Genomic DNA, 20,291 nt, shown 5'->3' on the forward strand with positions numbered 1-20,291 from the left:
GGCCCCGGCCGCCGGCCGGGCGCCGCGCTCCGAGGGGGCTCCCAACCAGGAGGGCTCGCCGGAGAACAAGAAGGCCCCGCCGACCAGCTCCGACGACCTGCAACGCCACCATCACTAGGCCCGCGCCGGCGAGACCGCGCCCCCGTCACCGAATTCCTTGAGCAGCCGATCCCATGTTGTCAGACCCGGATCTCCAGAAGCTGATCTTCGGACGCTTCAGTCTCGAAGACATCCCGTTCCACGAGCCGATCCTGCAGGTCACCTTCGCAGGCGTGGCCGTGGTCGGCCTCGCCGTGCTCGGCGTCATCACCTACTACCGCTTCTGGGGTCCCCTGTGGCGGGACTGGGTCACGAGCGTCGATCACAAGAAGATCGGCATCATGTACATCATCCTGGCCTTCGTCATGCTGCTGCGCGGCTTCGCCGACGCGCTGCTGATGCGGGCCCAGCAATCCATTGCCTTCGGCGCGAATGACGGCTTCCTGCCGCCGCACCACTACGACCAGATCTTCTCCGCCCACGGCGTGATCATGATCTTCTTCGTGGCGATGCCCTTCGTCACCGGCATGATGAACTACGTCGTGCCGCTGCAGATCGGCGCCCGCGACGTCGCCTTCCCGTTCCTGAACAACTTCTCGTTCTGGATGACGGTCTCGGGCGCGATCACGATCATGATCTCGCTATTCGTCGGCGAGTTCTCCCGCGCCACCTGGCTCGCCTATCCGCCGCTCTCGGGGGCCGACATGAGCCCGGGGGTGGGCGTCGACTACTACATCTGGGGCCTGCAGATCGCGGGCATCGGCACGACCCTGTCGGGCATCAACCTGATCGCGACCATCGTGAAGATGCGCGCGCCGGGCATGAGCATGATGAAGCTGCCGATCTTCGTCTGGACCTCGCTCTGCACCAACGTGCTGATCACCGCCGCCTTCCCGATCCTGACCGCCGTTCTGACCCTGCTGTCGCTCGACCGCTACATCGGCACGCACTTCTTCACGAACGACCTCGGCGGCAACCCGATGATGTACTTCAACCTCATCTGGATCTGGGGCCACCCGGAGGTCTACATCCTCGTCCTGCCGGCCTTCGGCATCTTCTCGGAGGTGACCGCGACCTTCTCCGGCAAGCGCCTGTTCGGCTACGTGTCGATGGTCTACGCGACGGTGGTCATCACCATCCTCTCGTACCTCGTCTGGCTGCACCACTTCTTCACGATGGGCTCGGGCGCCTCCGTGAACTCGTTCTTCGGTATCACGACGATGATCATCTCGATCCCGACGGGGGCGAAGATCTTCAACTGGCTGTTCACGATGTATCGCGGCCGGATCCGGTTCGACGTACCGATGCTGTGGACCCTGAGCTTCATGGTGACCTTCACCATCGGCGGCATGACCGGCGTGCTGCTCGCCGTGCCGCCGGCCGACTTCGTGCTCCACAACTCGCTGTTCCTGATCGCGCATTTCCATAACGTGATCATCGGCGGCGTGCTGTTCGGCATGTTCGCCGGCGTGAACTACTGGTTCCCCAAGGCCTTCGGCTTCAAGCTCGACGAGTTCTGGGGCAAGGTCTCGTTCTGGTTCTGGACGGTGGGCTTCTACGTTGCCTTCATGCCGCTCTACGTGCTCGGCCTGATGGGCGTCACCCGCCGCTCGCAGCATTTCGACGACCCGTCGCTCCAGGTCTGGTTCGTGATCGCGGCCTTCGGCGCTGTGCTGATCGCGGTCGGCATCGCGGCCATGATCATGCAGTTCACGGTCTCGATCCGGAACCGCGAGAAGCTGCGCGACCTCACCGGCGATCCGTGGGGCGGCCGCACCCTCGAATGGTCGACCTCCTCGCCTCCGCCCGACTACAACTTCGCCTTCCAGCCGCGGGTGCACGACCTCGATGCCTGGGACGACATGAAGCGGCGCGGCTACGAGCGTCCGCTCGACGGCTTCCAGCCGATCCACATGCCGCGGAACACCGGCACCGGGGCCGTCATCGCTGCCCTGAGCGTGGCGTTCTCCTTCGCCATGATCTGGTACATGTGGTGGCTGGCGGCCCTGACCTTCGTCGCCATGATCGCCGCCGCGATCATCCACACCTTCAACTACAACCGCGACTTCGACATCCCGGCCGACACCGTGGTGCGGACCGAGAACGAGCGGACGTCGATGCTCGCGGTACAGGCCTGACAGCGATGGCGACGCAAGCCCACACCACCGCCTCCGGCGCGAAGGTCCCGGTCTTCTACGAGCGGGACGAACACGCCCACGAGCCCAGCACCATGCTGGGTTTCTGGATCTACCTGATGAGCGATTGCCTCATCTTCACGGTCCTGTTCGCTACCTATGCCGTGCTCGGCCGCAACTATGCGGCCGGGCCCTCCCCCGTCGACTTGTTCGACCTCAAGCTCGTCGCGCTCAACACCGCGATGCTGCTGTTCTCCTCCATCACCTACGGCTTCGCGATGCTGGAGATGGAGAAGGACAAGCTCCGGACGATGCAGCTCTGGCTGGTCGTCACAGGCCTGTTCGGCGCGGCCTTCATCGGGATCGAGCTCTACGAGTTCTCGCACCTGATCCACGAGGGCGCGACGCCGCAGCGTTCGGCCTTCCTGTCGTCGTTCTTCGCGCTCGTCGGCACGCACGGCCTGCACGTCACCTTCGGCATCGTCTGGCTGATCGTGCTGCTGATCCAGACCGCCAACCGCGGCCTGATCTCCGAGAACAAGCGCCGGCTGATGTGCCTGTCGATGTTCTGGCACTTCCTCGACGTCGTCTGGATCGGCGTGTTCACCTTCGTCTACCTGATGGGAGTCCTGCAATGAGCGCCGCCAGCGAAGCAGGCCACCACGACCATTCCGAGGGCGGCCAGTCCCACGGCAGCGTCAAGAGCTACGTGACCGGGTTCGTCCTGTCGGTGATCCTGACGGCGATTCCGTTCTGGCTCGTCATGGGCAAGGTGCTGCCGAACGTCGTCTGGACCACGATCATCGTGCTCGCGCTCGCCGTGGTGCAGATCGTCGTCCACATGGTCTACTTCCTCCACATGAACACGAAGTCCGAGGGCGGCTGGACCATCCTCGCGCTGATCTTCACCGTGACCCTGGTGGTGATCACCCTGACCGGCTCGATCTGGGTCATGCATCACCTCAACACCAACATGATGCCGATGTCCCCGCACGACCTGCTGCACCATCAGCCCTGAGGCGGTGCCGGACGTGAGCGCGCCGGGCGCGGCCGACAGCCCGCCGGCGCGCCGCTCCCTCGGCACCCTTTTCGCGATCAATCTCGTCGGGCTGGTCGTCGTCTCGGTCCTGCTCGGCCTCGGCGTCTGGCAGGTGCAGCGCCGGGCCTGGAAGCTCGACCTGATCGCCCGCGTCGAGGCGCGCGTCCATGCCGAGCCGGGCCCCGCCCCGGGGCCCGAGGCGTGGCCGGCCGTCGGTGCCGAGGCCGACGCCTATCGCCACCTGCGCCTGACGGGCACCTTTCAGTACGACCGCACCAGCCTCGTCCAGGCCCTGACCGAACTCGGCGGCGGCTTCTGGGTGCTGACGCCGCTGCAATCCGAGGCCGGCTTCACGGTCCTGGTCAATCGCGGCTTCGTGCCCTCCGACCGCCGCGACCCGGCCGACCGGGCGGAGCCGGCAGGTCCCGTGACCCTGACCGGTCTCCTGCGCGTGACCGAGCCCGGCGGCGCGTTCCTGCGCTCGAACGATCCCGCCGCCGACCGCTGGTACTCGCGCGACGTCGCCGCCATCGCCGGTGCGCGCGGGCTGACCGGAGTGGCCCCGTACTTCGTCGATGCCGATGCGGGGCCCGATCCCGGCCGGCTGCCGGTCGGCGGCCTGACGGTCGTCGCCTTCCCCAACAGCCACCTCGTCTACGCGCTGACCTGGTTTGTGCTGGCCGCGATGAGCGCTGGGGCGCTCGTCTATCTCGATCGCGAGGCGCTCCGGGAGCGCCGCAGGGCCGCGTGACGCGAGCCGGAACGAATCGACCTGCATTCGGAAAGACGAGGGCGGATCGATCGCTTCAGCCGGAAACCCTATCCATCCCCGGATTACTGCTTAGCGAACATTATTCTTAATGCATTTTTATTGCTCTTGTTCGGCGTTTCGCGTATTTCCAAGCCACACGGCCGGTCGAATCGATCAAGCTTTCGTCAAGACTCCTCTCTAGAAAGACGAGTGCGACGAAGCAGAACGGCGGCACGTCGGACTCGTCTCGAAGACGATTGGCGACAGACCGCGCCGGAGACTGTGCAGACGACGGCACCGGCTCCGTAACAGTCCCTTCGCCGCAGGCATCAACATCCGGCCGGGAAGACCCGGCGGATGGTCGACGGGGGGGCGGACGTGGCGCGTGGATTGTCTGTGAGGGGGCTCGGTCCGGCCGGTGCCCGTGGGCGGATCTGGGGGACCCTCCTCCTCCTCGGCCTCAGCCTGTCCTCCACGGCGGTGCTGGCCTATGCCGACCTCCTGCCCGATACTTTCGACCTCGGCGTGTTCGACTTCGATTCCTTCCACGACGACGGCTTGCCGCACGTGGCCCGGCAGCTGGCGCTCGGCGCGCCGCTGCGCATCGTGGCCTTCGGCTCGTCCTCGACGCAGGGCGTCGGCGCCAGCACGCCGGCCGCCGCCTATCCCGCCCGCCTCGAAGCCGCGCTGAAGCGCGCCCTGCCCCGGCTCGGCGGCGGCGTCACCGTGCTCAATCGCGGCATCGGCGGAGAAGCCGTCGACGAGATGCTGGCCCGGCTCGACCGCGATGTGATCGGCGAGCATCCCGACCTCGTGATCTGGCAGACCGGCAGCAACGATGCCCTGCGCGACGTTCCCCTCGATCATTTTCGCGACGCGACGCTGAGCGCCGTGCGCCGCATCCGCGAGGCCGGCATCGACGTGGTGCTGATGGAGCCGCAATGGTGCCCGCGCTTCGACGCGACGCCGGGCGCCTATCGCTTCCGCGACGCGGTCCGCGCGATCGGCGAGGCCCTCGAGGTTCCGGTGATTCGCCGCTCGACCCTGATGCGCGACTGGATCGGCCAGGCGCGGCTCACCCATTCCGAGCTCTTCTCCGCCGACGGCCTCCACATGGCCGACCGCGGCTATGAACTCCTCGCCCAGGCGGCCGCCGACGACCTGCTGCGCGGCGCCGCCGCGGTGAAGACCGCCGAACTCGGTCCGCTCGCGGATTGAGGTTCGAGCCGCGCCGCCGGACACGAAAAAGGGCCCCGAAAGGGACCCCGTATCGTCATCCGCTGCGGTGGAGGCGGAATGGTGGGCGCGACAGGGATCGAACCTGTGACCCCTTCCATGTCAAGAGTGTCGCACCCCGTATAAGGGGGTCTACAGGGGTATATAACGGCCACCCTAAGCGCTTGTCGCTGTTTGATTTTCCGGGATATCAAGGGTTACGTGGCGGTGCGGGAGTTTCGCATGCCCGTGCTGCCCATGTGCTACCCGGAGCCCGGTCCGATGAAGGAAAAGCTCACTGACACGCTGGCTGCTGCTTTCGTGCTGCCGGCCGGAGCGAGCGACGCTCTGCTATGGGACTCCGTCGTTCCAGGATTCTGCTTGCGAGTTCGCCCGGGCGGAAAAAGCTGGTTCCTGAGCTATCGGCCGCCCGGCATGGGCCGAGCCGCCAACACGAAGAAGATGAAGCTCGCGTCGATCGACGCGGTGCCCAAGGTGGCGGACGCGCGCAAGCTCGCACTGATCGTCCTCGGCGATATCGCCCGCGGCGGCGATCCGTTGGCCGAACGAGCCAAGCTGAAGGCCAAAGATCGCAGCAAGCTCGGCGACCTTCTCGACCGGTACGAGCGCGATCTTGAGCGGCGTCGCTACGTGAACTGCAAGACGGTGATGAGCACACTGCGAACCAGGATGGGCCGGCTGCTCTCCCGGGATGTCACGACGATCACGGGCGCCGAATACGCGAGCATCATCGACACGATCGTATCCCAAGGGCGGCTGGGGGCTGCCGACGATTTCCGAACGCGCAGCCGCGCTTTCCTGACGTGGTGCGTGACCGACGCGAAGGTGCTGACGGTCAATCCTCTCGCTGGCCACCGGAAGCAGCGCGCGACCAGGGCGGACAAACTGGCCAAGGAGATGAAGGGTCGGGCGCTGTCCGACGCCGAGCTCGTGAAGCTCTGGCACGCCGCCGACCCGCGCACGACGATCGGCCGATTGATCCGGTTCCTGATCCTCACGGGATGCCGCCGCGGCGAAGGCGCCGGGCTGACCTGGGCGATGGTCGAAGAGCTGACCGAGGTGCTGAACCTGCCGGCCATCTTCACGAAGCAGGGCAGAGGCCACATCGCGCCGATCGCCCCGCAGCTGCGCACCATCCTAGCGCTGTGCCCTCGCGATGCGCGGTCCGACCTGGTGTTTCCGTCGATGAAGACGGGCCAGGAGATGAACGGCTGGACCAAGCTCGTGGATGGCCTCCGCAAGAAATCAGGCGTCGACTTCTGCCTGCACGATCTCCGGCGTACGTTCCGCACGGGGCTGTCGAAGCTCGGCATCGATCCGGACACCGCCGAGCTGGCGCTTGGCCATGCCCGCGAGGATCTTGAGGCGATCTACAACCGAGACGACGCCATCCCGAAGATCCGCGCGGCCTTCGAGGCTTGGAGCAACCACGTGTCGGTGCTGGTGGATCCGCCGGTCGAACTGAAGGCGGTCGCATGAAGCCGCCGCTGTTGCCGGATTTCAGCGCCCTCCCCGACGAAGCATTGCTAGCGCGGGCCTAGTGGTGAAAATCTGATGGATGGTACCAGCCCTGAGCGTCCGAGACGGGTGGCAACCGGACCTTACCTTTTCGTCCTGAAGCGGACGTTCCACATCCGACCCAACCTCGCCATTACGAGCGATCTATGCGAGTTTTAAAAGCGGACATCGACTGCACCGCCGCTCGCATGATGCAGCTTTCGGAAATCGCCTCGGATTGCAATTAGACGCAGCGTGGCGGAAGCTTGCTTTTAACGTCTACGGCTAGTGTTTTCCCGAGAACATCCTAAGTAGGACTTCTGCGTCGGGATCTAGGGCAGCAACCGCATAGCGAGAATGGTCATGTATACTGATCCGCATCAATGGGCGGTCATCCGAAAAAAGCTTAGCTCGGGAGCCACGATTCGTAGTCTGTCGCGGGCCGTTGGGATTAGTCGCGGCACGATCCGGAAAATGGCCAATTTTCCCTATCCGCAGCCCTATACAAGAAATACCCCCCGGAAATCAAAACTTGATCCTCACAAGGAAACTATAAAGCTCATGCTGGGCAATCGGGATATCTGCTCCGACACGGCTCAACCGTCTGCTGCACAAATATTCCGCCGATTACGATGTGATCATGACTTTCGAGGAGGCTATACAGCCGTTAAAGAGTACGTAAGATCATTAACTGCGGAGAGAGAGGACATCTGGCGACTTGTGCACGGTCTCGTTGCTTCACTTAATGAACAAAGTGGGGCCAAACTGCTCCGGACATTATCGGCCTCTCATCCACCTATTGTAAGCGAAAAGAAGACACTCAGTTTGTATCGGGCTGCATCTAAGCTTTTGCCAGCACGCAAACCCGACCTGCGTAAGTTGCAGGCAGAGGCAGATCTTGAATGGATGCGTAGGCTTTCGCAAAATGACAGAGTTTGCGATGACTGTCGCTCACGAATTGATACCTTTCCGGACACGCAGATTCTCGTAGATCGTCTTTATAACTGTCGATTGTCTGAGAGAAATCGGGCCATGACCATCCTTGCCAGGCGGCAGGGTATCAAAGGAGCAACAACACGCTCCTTTCTAGGTATCTGCAAGGGAACATACCTTCAATATCTGAAAATTTATAGTACCGGTGGTGTTGAAAGGCTATTTGCACCAAAGACGAGATCTACGAGAAAATACGATAACGAGCAACTAAAACAGGCAGTATTTCGGATACTTCATGAACCTCCCTCGCAGTATGACATAAACCGGACGGCGTGGATCATGTCCGATCTTTCACGGGTTCTTGGTGAGACCGGACAATCTGCGTGTAACGAGGTCATCCGCCGGATCACAAAGGAAGCAGGATATCGATGGAGGAAAGCACGCATTCAGCTAACGTCGCAGGACCCTGCTTATAGCGAAAAGCTGGCAACTGTTCAGGCGATCCTGTCCTCATTGCAGCCTGACGAAGCCTTTTTCTCAATCGACGAGTTCGGTCCGTTTGCGGTGAAGATGAAGCAAGGATTGAAACTCGATCCGCCGGGGTCGCGTCGCATAATGCCACAGTGGCAGAAATCCAAAGGATGCTTAATTTTGACGGCGGCGTTAGAACTCAGCGGCAATCAAGTTACACACTTTTACAGTGAGCGAAAAAATACAGACGAGATGATTCGGATGATGGATCTTCTATTGGAAAAGTACGTGAACTGTCGAGTTATCTACCTTTCGTGGGACGCGGCGTCATGGCATATTTCGAAGAAGCTGATGAAGCGAATCGAGGAGCACAATGCAACCGCCGAATCGTTAGGACGGCCGCGCGTCGAGACTGCTCCGCTTCCTTCAGGCGCTCAATTTCTAAATGTGATTGAGTCCATCTTCAGCGGTATGGCAAGAGCAGTGATCCACAACAGCAACTATCCCTCGGAAGAAGCCGCTCGCGCTGCGATCGATCGCTATTTTGGCGAGAGAAACCAGCAATTTCGTAACAAACCCAAGCGCGCTGGAAATCTCATCTGGGGCAAAGAACGCGTACCGCCCGCGTTTTCCGATAGCAATAACTGCAAGGATCCAAGATGGCGGTGACAGTTCCTCTGCTGAGCGGATTTCACTGTCAGCCGAGTTAGACGGCAGCAATCGCCTCACACCAACCGGAAGCGGCCCGGCTGCTCTCCACCCGACCCGGACGTAGGTCATCCTTCATCAAGCTGCCGCGAAGCGGACCTTCCGAGGGTCTGTGAAGGGTCGAGAGCGGCCCCGGCAGCGGGTACCAAACATCAGATTTTCGCCACTAGGTCGCGGAGCTGTCGGGCTTCAGCGTCCAGGCACTGAAGAAGTGGGCTCCCGAAGAGCGCGGGCCGCGGTTCGTGATGCTGGAGGGGCGGCCGCGGTATCGCGCTCGGGACGTGCGGGCCTGGATCGGCCGGGGCGGCTGAAAGAGCCATTTGGGATGCGGAAGAAGCTAGTTACGCAGAATCGTGACATACACAATTTTTGACATACAAAGTACTATCCTTGGGATATCGTCTCACTGCTTGACCTATGCAAGTTTTTCGCAGTACATTCCGGTTGCTGCAAGAGCGGATAAACCAGAGAGCCTGAGAAACGGAGCAGCGCCCCCAATCTCGTTCCAGACGCGAGTGCTGCCGGATTACGGCGCATCGCGCAGGAGGCCACATGCCCGCCGACAGCAGCCAGAACACCATTCCGGACATCGAGCGCCTTCCCGACAGTGCGTTGCTCACGCGTCGGCAGCTCTCCGACTTGAGCAACTTCGCACTGATCACCTTGAAGGTATGGGCGAAGTCCGGCCGGGGACCACGCATCACGGTCGTAGAGGGCCGCCCGCGCTATCGCGTCCGGGATGTGCGGGAGTGGATGGGCGCGGCCTGACGGCCGGTCATCTCGGAATGCGCCTCGGCCGCAACGCTTCGGCGGCCGCCCCCTCCCCTGCTTGAGGATCGCCCTCAAGAAAACGGCCGGTCCGCCTCTCGCGAAGGTGGCCGGCCGGGAAGGCTTTGTATGTCTCTCGATAATGTAGACGGCCATCCGTTGTCCGGCAACGTGCCGGTCAGCTCCGGAGCTTTGTACGTCTCGCTCGATTCCCCGGCCAAACGGGCCTCTGCGGAAACATCGCCGGCCGATGATGCCCAAGAGCATTCGGGCGTCACTTTCCTTCGGGCACTAGATGCAACCGGCCGGCATAATCTCGTCGCCATCGGCCTGGGCGGCGAGATCGAGGGGCGGACGTTCGAGCCTGGCGCGTGGGAGGCCATGGGCGCCTGGATCGACGTCCGTAACGGTCGCTGCAACCTGTACTTCAGCGCGAACGAACCGCGTGCCGGAGCGGATCACGCGAAGCTCGGGAAGCACGAAATCGGGCTGATCCGCTGCGTCTACGGCGATGCAGACCCCAAGGACGGGACAGCCTTTCTTGAAGAGCGCGAGCGCCTGAGAGGCATCGTCAGAGAACTCGCGGCGGCCCCGGTCCCACCCACCTTCGTCATCGACAGTGGTGGCGGCATGCAGCCGATCTGGGCGCTTGACACGAAGCTCCCGGCCGAGACCCACATTCAGGCGGCGGAAGAGCAGGGCCGCGGTATCGCTCGCCGCATTGGCGGCGACCATGTCCAAGACATCAGCCGGATCTTGAGGCTGCCTGGGACGCTCAATATCCCGAAGCCGTCGAAACGGCTGCGTGGGCAGGTCGAACGGCTTGCGAGGGTGTCCGCAGCCGGGCAACGCTGGAGCCTCCACGAGATCTCTGCCGCCATCCCACCGGCACCCGCGAGCCGTCAAGAAACAGACGCGCGCATCTCGGATGTCATCGATGAGCTCGAAAGCAGCGGCTTCAACTGCGCCAGCACCATGGACGACCTCGAGCCCGAGTTGCGCACCCGCTTCGAACGGGCACGGCAGGACAGCCCGGCCCTGGATCGCCTGTGGTCCGGCGAAGCCCCGCGGGAAGATGCCAGCGGTTCCGGATACCGAGCCAAGCTGGCCGCGCTCCTGGGGCGTGCTGGCGGCTTCAGCGCCGTCGACTATGCCATGCTGGCCTGGGTGTGGCCCTACGCCGTTCAAGCGGGCGACGATCGCGAGACGAAACTCACGGCGCGAGCCCTTGCGCGGGACTGGTGTCGTGTCGGCGAGCCTGCCGACGTCGCGCAGCGCCACTTCGACGAGGCCGCCGGAACTGTTTCGACGGCCGTGACAATCGAAGCGGAAGCGCAAAAGGCGAAAGGTCTTGCGTGGGTCGATCCAAGCGGATGGCAGGACAGGCCGGTTACTCCTCCTGAATGGCTCGTGGAAAATTGGATTCCGCATAAGCAGGTCACGCTGTTGTACGGCGACGGCGGCGTAGGAAAGACGCTGATCGCTCAACAACTTGCGACGGCGATGGCGGCGGGTCGAAACTGGCTCGGCCTGCCCACGCGTCGCGCCAGGGTGATGTGCTTCCTATGCGAGGACAGCGAAGACGAGTTGCACCGAAGGCAAATCGCCATCAATCGTGCACTCGAGGTCGATTTTGCGGACCTGTCGAACCTGCGGATCGTCTCCCGCGTGTCGGGTGACAACATCCTGGCCAGATTCGAGCGCGACGGAAAAATGGTGTTCCGCGAAGTCTATCATCAGCTGCTCGCCGACGCACAGGCTTTCCGAGCCGATCTCATCATCGTGGATACGCTGGCCGACATATTCGGTGGTAACGAGATCGACCGGGCCCAGGTGAGTGCCTTCGTAAAACAGGGGCTCGGCGGTCTCGCACGCGCCATTGACGGGTCCGTCATCGCGCTCGGCCACCCCTCGCAATCCGGCATGACTTCCGGGAAAGGAACGTCAGGGTCCGGGGCGTGGAATAACGCAGCACGATCTCGCCTGTACCTCACCGATCTCGGAGGCAACTTCCGCGAGCTGGAAAACAAAAAGCTGAACTACGGGCCCGCCGGCTCGAAGTTGAAGCTTGAGTGGCGGGCCGGCGCGCTTCACGCGATCGCAGGCACCATGATGGGCGAAGTCAATGCCGCTACGGCGTTCATTCCGCAGCTCAACGATGCAGCGGAGAATGCCGTGATCCAGTCAGTCGCTGCCTGCCACGGCATGCGGATGACTGACGCCACAACCACGCGATACGCCGCCCCAAAGGTGCTTCGGGAGACGCAGCCGGAATTGCTGAAAGCCTTTACACCCCAGGAAATCGAAGACGCTTTCCGGCGCTTGCTGACAACAGGGACGATCCGATCGGTGCCTATAGGGCGAGATAAAAGTTCGCGCCCTATTTCCGGGTTCGCGGTCGTAACGGACAACCTGTCTGCACCCGCTGCCGCGGATGACGATATATTTGCCTGAAGTGTGTGGGTTCGGGCGCGAAGGTGCAGCGTGATGGGCGACAGAGTGGGTCGGCGCGGGGGCCTGGGGGCCGATTAGAGGTGCAGGTGTCGTCCTCAACGCATGTCGGGAGCGAATGTCAGCGCCGGAGGAGGAATAGGCTCCCTCGCTGACCACGTAACGAACTCAGGCGGCGTGCCGCCTTCCGCAGTCGAAACGTTGCAGAAGGTCGGAATGTCCGCTCGCGGGCAACCCGATCAGATCTGATGGCTGATCTTGGCCGATAGGGGCTGGTCCGCTTTCGGGCGACAGTTATGGCGAAGTGGACATTCACCTTCCGAGCCATCGCACATTGAGAGCGCCTGCATCGCGGTTTGCGACGTCTCCGGCCAGCCAAGGTGGCGAACGTACGCAGTGGAATAGCGCCGATACGCCAAAGCAAAGCCTTCCTCGACCAGCCAGCCGTTGAGATCGAGCGCGCCAAGGCGGCAGACGGCGACTGTCCGGCCATACTGGTCGATATTGCTTGGTTCACAGGTAATCGGGTCGGCACCGACCCGCTCCGCGTGGGCGTTGGCCACCTGTTACCCGCAGCGGTAAAGCTGGCAGTCGCCGCCGCGGCACAGTTGCTTCCCCTCCGGGGCGTCGACGTCTTGCATGAGGATGCGTTCGCCACGGATTTCGAGCATATCGCCATCGATGATCGTAGCGCGGCCGGTGATCGGCTCTGCGAATGCCGCCACGATGGGCGCCAGCGCGAGAGCGAACGCCGTTAGGAGCACGGAGGAAAATCGCGCGCGCATTCATGGAGCGGTTCGGACGACGCTCGCGTGTACCCAACCTTGCTCTTGCGCGTCGCCGACCTGGATCCATGAACCCTGACGGCCATAGACGGTCAAGCTGGTGCCAGCGCTCAACACCCGCGCCACGGGAGACGCCTGTTCCGGCCGTTGGCGCAGATTCGCGTTGCGAACGGTGGTGACGCGCTCCGGCGCAGATGCCGGGGCGGCGCTTGCAGGAGGCTCGGGCGGAACGGCCGGACGACTGTCAGGCCTTACGGAGCTTGGCGGCTCCGCAATCGTGCGGGGAGGCTCCAAAGCCAGGCGAGGAGCCTCCGTAGGCTTGGGCTGCGGGGATGGCGGCGAGGGCAGAAGCTGCCAACCGCCCACGCACAGTGCGAGCAATGCCGCCACCGTGTATTCATGCGCGCCGCCGATAGAAGCTAGCCGCGGTAAGGCGATGACGCGCTCGGGAGCAGGAGGATCAGCCGCTGCGTCCGCGCCGCCTCGCTCCGGACCGCTTTGCGCCTGCCGCGCGAGCGCCGCCTGCAGCTCATGAAACGCCGCTCCGAAGGCCAGAGCGGCTTCGCAGTTGCTGGCGTGGAACGCCTCGGCGACGCCATCGGGCGTCGTAAACAGGATCTCGCCGTATCGGACGACCGGGATCTGCCGGTTATCATTGAAGCGGCGGTCGCGGCTGCCGTCGCGGTTAGCCTTCGCCCATGCCTGATCGACGACTTGGGAATCCGCCGGCACCACCTCTTCCTCGACGAAGGCGCGCGGACGGACTGCGACCTGCAGGTCCCGCAAATCGACCAGCGCATAGTCGCGGCCATCGCGGGACCGCATCAGCAGCAGGCCGGGGAAGAAATCCAGATCGGCGCCGTTCGCATTTTGGAACCGCAGCCCCGGCTCCGCGCTGGCGACGATCGCGTCGGTCACGCGCGACAAGCGGATGGGCGTGCGGCTGACGGCGGAAGAGGCAAAGGAACGTTCGCGCACTCGATCCACGCCGACGGAAGCCGTGACGTCCCAAATGCGCGCCGAGCGCGCGAGCTCCGCATGCGCATCCATCAGCGCGCGGTGGGCCGCCGCAGCTTCCGCGTTCAACGGCAGATCGATCCGCACTTCGCTTTGGGCGCGAGCCGCAGCGACCTTGAGTAGTTCTTCTTCCGCGGCCGCGAAGGCCTCCTGCGCGCGCGGTATCGCGTTCTTGAAGAACAGCCGCAGGGGCGGCTGTTCGCGGCGCCGCAGCCGCCGCCACGCCTGCTGGCGGCTTTTCAGCGCGGCCTGGTAGTCAGGCTCCAGCGCCGCGTGCTGCTGAGCCGCTTCTTGAAACAGCTGTTTCAAGCCTGCGAGGTCGGGACTCGTGAGCTGCGCGATGTCCGCGCTGCTGATTTGGCCGCTTTGCGCGCCCGGTGCAGGATCGCGCGTCGGTGACGTCTCAAGCCGCGGCGGCGGCGCTTCGCCCGTTGACGTGCGAAGCGGCGCGCGCAGGCTATGCCGATAGGATAATCCGGTTCCAGGCAGGCCCACGGTGACCGCGTGGCCACGCGGGCTGAGGTTGAGCGTCAGGCCGGGCGCGCCGACGCTGACGCTCATGCCCGAACGGCTCAGATTAAGCCGGACCCCTGGGAAGAGGCGTACGGAGCGGCGGAAACGGAAGGCCACGTAACCTCGTAAAATGCGACTAAGGGGTGTAGCATGCCATTCTCAAGCTGCCACGCAAATGACTGAGATTGCCGACCGAATGCCTAGCGATTGGTATTGCTGGTAAGTAAAAGCGGCTTGGGCGCTGAATATAAGCAGAAAATCTGTTTGATCGACGTGGCGGGGTTAATGAATGGAAGACGGAGCGGAGTTCGAGCGCCCGCGCTGGGCCAAAGACGTCTTGCGTTACCTGCCGCTCAAGCCGCAGTTCGTCTTATCGGGGAATATCCGCGACCATCATTTGCTGGCGCTGCGCCCCGGCGCTGTCGCGGCGCAGCCGCTACTGACCGTCCTCGCGCATGAGCTGCGTGGCGCCGGCTATGCGCACATCCTCGCGTATGATCCGGTCCAGGGCTTCCGCATCGTCCCGCAAGCCGGCGACGATCCGGCGGCCGGCCAGGCGTTATTGGGCGAATTGGGGCTGCAAGCCGCGACGCATGGCTTTGCGCCTGCCGGCGTCGAGCTGTTCGCCGAGACGCTCGTCCGCTTCGCCAACCGCACCGGCGCGCCGGCCGCCCTCCTCGCCGACTTCGCTTCGCGCCTGGTCGTGCGCCATGAGGCGCTGACCTCGGCCGAGCATCAGGCCTTCACGCGGAGCCTGTTGGCGTCGCACACGGCGCGGGCCAAGCCGTTCGGCACGCCGCCCCGGCCGTTCTTCAACAGCGTCTTCTGGATCGTCGACAAGGAAGGGGATCTGCCGGATTGGTTCCTGGTCGACAATCCGCGCATCCGCCATGTACCGGTGCCGCGCCCCGACCACCGCGCGCGCCGGCAGCTCGCGGCGGCGCTGCTGCGGGGCTTCGACGGCCATCGCGAGGCGGATGCAGACGCCATTAGCGATGCGCTCGCCGCCTTCGTCGAAAGCACGGAAGGTTTGCTGCTTACGGATCTATCAGCGATCGCCGAGCTGGCGCGCGCCGAGGCCTTGCGCCTCAATCAAGTCAGGGACGCTGTGCGGCGGTACAAAGTCGGCGTCACGGAGGATCCTTGGGCCCGCTTGGACCGCAAGCGGGTGCGCGACGGCGGCGGCTTCGTGCGCGTCCGAGTCAAAGGCCAAGACCACGCCGTCACGCACATGCTCGACATCATCAAGCGCGCCGTCACGGGCGTCGGCGCGCCGCGCCGGGGCGGCCGCCCGCGCGGCGTGGCGTTCCTCGCTGGTCCGACTGGCGTCGGCAAGACGGAGCTCGCGAAGACCCTCACCAGCCTGCTGTTCGGCGACGAAAGCGCGTACATCCGCTTCGACATGTCGGAATTCTCGGCCGAGCATTCCGACCAGCGCCTAATCGGCGCCCCGCCGGGCTATGTCGGCTACGACGTGGGCGGGGAGCTCACCAACGCGATCCGCGAGAAGCCCTTTTCGGTCGTGCTGTTCGATGAGATTGAAAAGGCCCACCCGCGCATCCTCGATAAGTTCCTGCAGGTCTTGGACGATGGCGTCCTGACGTCCGGCCGCGGCGACCGCGTCTATTTCTCCGAGGCCTTCATCATCTTTACCTCCAACCTGGGCATCTACCGCCAGGAAGCCGACGGCTCGCGCAGCGCGAACGTGGCGCCGGGCGATGACTTCGCCGACGTGCAGCGGAAGGTGCGCAGCGAAATCGACCGTCATTTCAAGCAGGTCCTCAACCGTCCGGAGATCCTCAACCGCATCGGCGACAACATCCTGGTATTCGATTTCATCCGCCCGGAGATTGCCCAGGCGATCTTCGACGGCATGGTCGATGCGGTGCTCGCGGACGTAGCGGCGAACCAGAACATCCATGTGGCGCTGGCCGATGAAGCGCGCGCCGCGCTGCGCGACGCGTGCCTCAGCGACCTGTCCAATGGCGGCCGCGGCATCCGCAACAAGGTGGAGAGCCTGCTGGTCAATCCGCTCGCCCGCGCTCTGTTCGATACGGAAGCGGCTGCGGGCGCTCGGCTGGCCATCGCCACCCTGCGCGTGGAGGGCGGGGTCACCGATCTGACGTTTGGCGCAGACGCCGGACAGGCGGTCGCGTGACGCGCCTCGCGCTTTCCCGGCTGCATTTTCCGGTGACGACCCTTGGGCCAGGCCGGCGCGTCGGCGTGTGGTTCCAAGGCTGCTCGATCCGCTGCCCCGGCTGCGTTTCCCTCGATACGTGGTCCGCTAAGGAACCGGATACGGACTGCGCCGCCGTATTGGCGGCGATCCAGCCTTTTGCCAACCAAGCCGACGGCCTGACGGTATCCGGCGGCGAGCCGTTCGATCAGGTCGACGCTCTGCACGCCCTGCTCGTCGGCTGGCGCGGCGCGCATTCCGGCAGCGTGCTGGTCTACTCGGGCTACCCGCTCGAGCGGCTACAGCCGCTGTTAGCCCGCTTCGACGGTCTAATCGATGCCCTCGTCACGGACCCCCTGCAATTGCAGGTCCCGCAAACGCTCCCCCTGCGGGGCAGCGATAATCAACGCCTGACGCTGCTGACGGCTAGCGGCCGCGCGGCTTTCGCCCATCTCGATGTTCCGCAGCCTAACGCTGCGCCGGCGCTCGACGTCATGTTCGACGACGAAACCGGCACGGTGTTTTTCGCTGGCGTGCCCCGTCGGGGCGACATGAAACGGCTGGCATCTCTGCTGCTGCGCGCCGGGCATCAGGCGGCCACCACCGAAGACAAGAGCGCCTCCGCATGTCGCTAGCGGCTTCGACCGCCCTGTACTTCAAGCACTGTCCGGCCTGCCATCAGCCGCGGCCGGTCGAAGAGCCGCTTTGCGAGACCGTCCGTCCCGACGGGTCCATCTGCGGGTGGTCCCTGATGGACGTCGATCTGCAGCCTGCGGGCGCGACGCCCCTGTCGCCCTTTGCGGCGGCGGCCGCGAGTTCGCGTCACTGCATCAACGGCCATGCGCTCGATGCGGGCGATTACCTTTGCATGGTCTGTGGAGCTGATCCGGCTCCGGAAGACGCCGCGCCGACCGAGGCGGCTGAGCCCGCCGCCGCCGAGCCGACCGCGTTTGGTGAGTGGACCGCGATCCAACGTCTCGCTGTCGGTCCGGATGAGCCGTGGGACCGTTTCTTAGTCAGCCGCTCCGCCAGCGACGCCCTCGCGCTCCTGACGCTCTACCGCGTGGGCTTCGAACCCGATCCGGCGGTGCATGAGGCCTTGCGCCGGATGCCCCTCGACCACATACCAGAGCTGCTCGCGACAGGGCGCCTTGGGGACCGCGCGTACGAAGTCGTCGAACGGATCGAATGCGGATCGCTCGCGGATGCGGGCTGGTTCGCGGCGGATCTGCCCGACGCGCTGACGCGCATCGTCGATGAGTTGGGGCGAGCCCTTGCCAGCTTCGCCGAAATTGGCTTGCGTCACCGCGATATCCGGCCGGCCACGATCCTGCTCCGGACCCGCGAGCCCCTTGATCTGGTGATCACTGGGTTCGGCTCCGCGCGTCTTTCGGACTTCGATCTCGAAGCCGTCGCGCCCCTGGAGCTGACGCGCTACTCGGCGCCCGAGGCGATCGTCGGCGCGGTCAGCGCCGCTTCCGACTGGTGGTCGCTAGGCATGCTCATCTTGGAGCAAGCCACCGCCGGCGCTTGCTTCGCCGGCATCAACGACCTGGCGTTCCGGCTGCACGTCGTCACGCGCGGGATAACGCTTCCCTCAAACCTCGACCCGCGCCTGCAGATCCTGCTGCGCGGGCTGCTGACCCGCGATCCGCTGCGGCGTTGGTCGGGCCGCGAAGTCCAGGATTGGCTTGCCGGCAAGAAGTTTCCAGCTCCTGCAGCGGAAGCACCGGCCCCGGCGGCGGCGCAGCCCATCACGCTCGCTGGGCAACGTTACAGCCGGCCCGACCAATTCGCGCTCGCCGCCGCTGAAGCCGCCAATTGGCAGGAGGCCCGTGAGCTTACCTTGCGCGGAACGGTCGCGACCTGGCTGGCGACGGCGCAAGTCGAGTCGCGGATGGAGGCGGAAGTCCGTCGGCTGACCGGGGACGGCGTCCTATCCGAAGATCTGCGCCATGCCTTGGCCTTGATGGCCATGAACGCCGCGCTGCCGCTGACCATCGCCGGGGAGATCGTGACGCCGGCTTGGCTGCTCGCGCATCCGGAGGCCGGCTACGGCATCATCTTGGGCGAGACGGTGCGCCACCTCGAACGCATGGACCGCGAAGCTTGGCTGGTGCGCCTCGGGACGCGCGTCGCCGCCGTCGCCGAGCGCGCGCGGCAGCTGGAAGTCGCTTTGGACGACGAACGGCTGCGCGTCGCCTTGCTTGCAACCTCGCGGGCCAACCTTGACGCCGAACGCGGCATCCTACGCCGCCTGTTTCCGGATACCGACCATCCCGGCCTCGCCGGACTGCTTGAGCGGGCCCGCCTGACGGACGAAGAGCTCATCATCCTGGTGAGCGCGGCGGCGCATCAATTCGTCCCCCTCGCCAGTCTGACCGACGCCGCGATAGCCACGGCCGGTAAGGCGGGCGTGGCACTGGATGCCGCCGGCTTGGCGGAGCTGCTCATCCAGCCGCGCCGCGAGATCTTCCAGCAGGTGGACGCGCGGATCGCGAACTTCGCCCGCTGCGGCGTCGAGCCGGTCGACGCGTGGGCCGACAGCTTCCGGGTCGAGCGCCGCCTGCCGCTCGACCGGGCGGCGACGCTGCTCGCGGTGCCACCGGCGGCTTGGCGGGAACCGCCGCGCCAGCAATATGTCGCGACCCTCCTTGAGCTTTTCGAGAAACGCGTCTCCGCAGCGATTGGACGCGGGCCGCTGGTCCGCTTTATTCTCGGTAAGACGACCGCGCGCTTGGATCTTACGGAGCTCGGCAGCGCCTTACGGCCGGCCGAAGCGCTGCTGAACCATATCCTGTCCCGCGTCGAACTCAAAACCGATCTTGATCCGAACGCCTACCTCGAAGACCCCGCGCGGGAGGCGCGCCTCCGCCGCCTCGTCAGCCACGCCGAGACGTTCCGCCGCGATACCGGCATCGACAGCCGATACCTCGCCTTTCCATTCGTAACGGTCCGCAGCGGCGAAGGCGTGAAACCGCGCCTCGCTCCGGTCCTGCTCTGGCCCGTAGCGATCGAGCTGCAGAGCGGCGCCGCGGCGGCCGCCACGCTCATGTTCGATCGGGACCGGGAAGAAGTGCGCCTCAATCCGGCTCTGGAAGCGATCCTGGGGCCGGAAGCATTTGCGCGGTGGCGCAGCGCACGCGATGAGCTACTTGGACGCGAGACGATCCGCCTGCAAGAGGTCATGGACGTCTTCGGCGCGCTCGCGCCGCCGCGCGGCCGGTTCCTAGCGCCGCTGCCAGGCAAGGACGCCACTGCGCCTATCGGCTCCACGTTGGTGCCCGCCGCGGCGCTGTTCAACGCAGAATTCACCGGGCAGGCCGTCGCCGGCGACCTGCAGCAGATGCGTCGCCGGCCGCCGGCCGGCACGGCCCTCGAGGCCGTCCTGCGCGTCGCCGCGCGTCCCGCGGAGGAAGCCGCGATCCCGCCGGCTCCCGAACTCGAGCGCTTCATCACCGTCGAAAGCGATCCCTCGCAGGACCTCGCCGTGCTGCGGGCGCGGCAAGCTCCGGGCCTGCTTGTCGAAGGGCCGCCGGGGACGGGCAAGTCGCAGACCATCGTCAACATCATCAGCGACGCGATCGGTCGCGGCGAGACGGTGCTGGTCGTCTGCCAAAAGCAGGCCGCGCTTCGGGTCGTCGAGAAGCGGCTGCAGGCCGAGGGCCTTGGCGACCGGCTGTTCCTCGTCGGCGACATCAACCGCGACCGCGCGGCGATCCTGGCTGCGCTGCGCGAGCAAGTCGACGCGGTCCGCGGCGCCCCGCCCGGC

15 protein-coding genes are annotated in these 20,291 nt (G+C 64.8%); 12 read left to right on the forward strand and 3 right to left on the reverse strand.

The features are described from left to right. Nucleotides 1-173: 173 nt before the first annotated feature. The 9 genes from cyoB to FV217_RS18130 all read left to right on the forward strand — a co-directional run bounded on the left by cyoB (nt 174) and on the right by FV217_RS18130 (nt 12,031). Nucleotides 174-2,177 (forward strand): cytochrome o ubiquinol oxidase subunit I, encoded by a 2,004-nt coding sequence (gene cyoB / locus FV217_RS18090; RefSeq protein ID WP_147818566.1) that lies wholly within the window; start codon nt 174-176, stop codon nt 2,175-2,177. Nucleotides 2,178-2,182: 5 nt separating this feature from the next. Next, nucleotides 2,183-2,812: a cytochrome o ubiquinol oxidase subunit III gene (gene cyoC, locus FV217_RS18095; RefSeq protein ID WP_147818567.1), complete on the forward strand. Its 630-nt coding sequence runs from the start codon at nt 2,183-2,185 to the stop codon at nt 2,810-2,812. Continuing rightward, nucleotides 2,809-3,192 (forward strand): cytochrome o ubiquinol oxidase subunit IV, encoded by a 384-nt coding sequence (gene cyoD, locus FV217_RS18100; RefSeq protein ID WP_147818568.1) that lies wholly within the window; start codon nt 2,809-2,811, stop codon nt 3,190-3,192. Before cyoC ends, cyoD begins: the two co-directional genes overlap by 4 nt. Nucleotides 3,193-3,268: 76 nt before the next feature. Next, entirely contained in the window at nt 3,269-3,964 is a 696-nt protein-coding gene (locus FV217_RS18105; RefSeq protein WP_246682930.1) for an SURF1 family protein, read from the forward strand. Nucleotides 3,965-4,321: 357 nt separating this feature from the next. Next, the gene (locus tag FV217_RS18110) at nt 4,322-5,182 is read left to right on the forward strand and encodes a GDSL-type esterase/lipase family protein (protein WP_147818570.1); all 861 of its coding nucleotides are present in this window, start codon (nt 4,322-4,324) and stop codon (nt 5,180-5,182) included. A gap of 240 nt (nt 5,183-5,422) precedes the next feature. Then, complete coding sequence (locus tag FV217_RS18115) at nt 5,423-6,679, forward strand: site-specific integrase (RefSeq protein WP_147818571.1); 1,257 nt, start codon at nt 5,423-5,425, stop codon at nt 6,677-6,679. Between the two features lie 492 nt (nt 6,680-7,171). After that, a complete protein-coding gene (locus FV217_RS18120) occupies nt 7,172-8,770 on the forward strand; it encodes an IS630 family transposase (protein ID WP_246682928.1) in 1,599 nt (532 codons plus the stop codon). 591 nt (nt 8,771-9,361) lie between these two features. Continuing rightward, nucleotides 9,362-9,577 (forward strand): hypothetical protein, encoded by a 216-nt coding sequence (locus tag FV217_RS18125; protein ID WP_147818572.1) that lies wholly within the window; start codon nt 9,362-9,364, stop codon nt 9,575-9,577. 129 nt (nt 9,578-9,706) lie between these two features. Beyond that, complete coding sequence (locus FV217_RS18130; RefSeq protein WP_147818573.1) at nt 9,707-12,031, forward strand: AAA family ATPase; 2,325 nt, start codon at nt 9,707-9,709, stop codon at nt 12,029-12,031. A gap of 236 nt (nt 12,032-12,267) precedes the next feature. Here FV217_RS18130 and FV217_RS18135 read toward each other — a convergent pair whose 3' ends face one another. The 3 genes from FV217_RS18135 to FV217_RS23495 are packed head-to-tail and all read right to left on the reverse strand — an operon-like array spanning nt 12,268 to nt 14,460. Continuing rightward, nucleotides 12,268-12,591, reverse strand: a complete 324-nt coding sequence (locus FV217_RS18135) for a thermonuclease family protein (protein ID WP_147818574.1) — start codon at nt 12,589-12,591, stop codon at nt 12,268-12,270. Between the two features lie 3 nt (nt 12,592-12,594). Beyond that, nucleotides 12,595-12,813: a hypothetical protein gene (locus FV217_RS18140; protein ID WP_147818575.1), complete on the reverse strand. Its 219-nt coding sequence runs from the start codon at nt 12,811-12,813 to the stop codon at nt 12,595-12,597. Then, the gene (locus FV217_RS23495; protein ID WP_187272620.1) at nt 12,814-14,460 is read right to left on the reverse strand and encodes a DUF4236 domain-containing protein; all 1,647 of its coding nucleotides are present in this window, start codon (nt 14,458-14,460) and stop codon (nt 12,814-12,816) included. It abuts the gene before it with no gap. A gap of 172 nt (nt 14,461-14,632) precedes the next feature. Here FV217_RS23495 and FV217_RS18150 point away from each other — a divergent pair, with 172 nt between their 5' ends. The 3 genes from FV217_RS18150 to FV217_RS18160 form a co-directional block, all read left to right on the forward strand. Next, nucleotides 14,633-16,501 carry an AAA family ATPase gene (locus FV217_RS18150; protein WP_147818577.1) on the forward strand — a complete coding sequence of 623 codons (1,869 nt, stop codon included), beginning with the start codon at nt 14,633-14,635 and terminating at the stop codon, nt 16,499-16,501. Further along, on the forward strand, nt 16,498-17,154 hold the full coding sequence (locus FV217_RS18155) for a 4Fe-4S cluster-binding domain-containing protein (RefSeq protein WP_147818578.1): 657 nt from the start codon (nt 16,498-16,500) through the stop codon (nt 17,152-17,154). Before FV217_RS18150 ends, FV217_RS18155 begins: the two co-directional genes overlap by 4 nt. Nucleotides 17,155-17,270: 116 nt before the next feature. Then, nucleotides 17,271-20,291, forward strand: a 3,021-nt coding sequence (locus FV217_RS18160; RefSeq protein WP_187272621.1) for a DUF4011 domain-containing protein, incomplete at its 3' end; no start/stop codon positions are given.

The organism is Methylobacterium sp. WL9, assembly GCF_008040035.1.
GTDB classification, from domain to species: Bacteria; Pseudomonadota; Alphaproteobacteria; order Rhizobiales; family Beijerinckiaceae; genus Methylobacterium; species Methylobacterium thuringiense.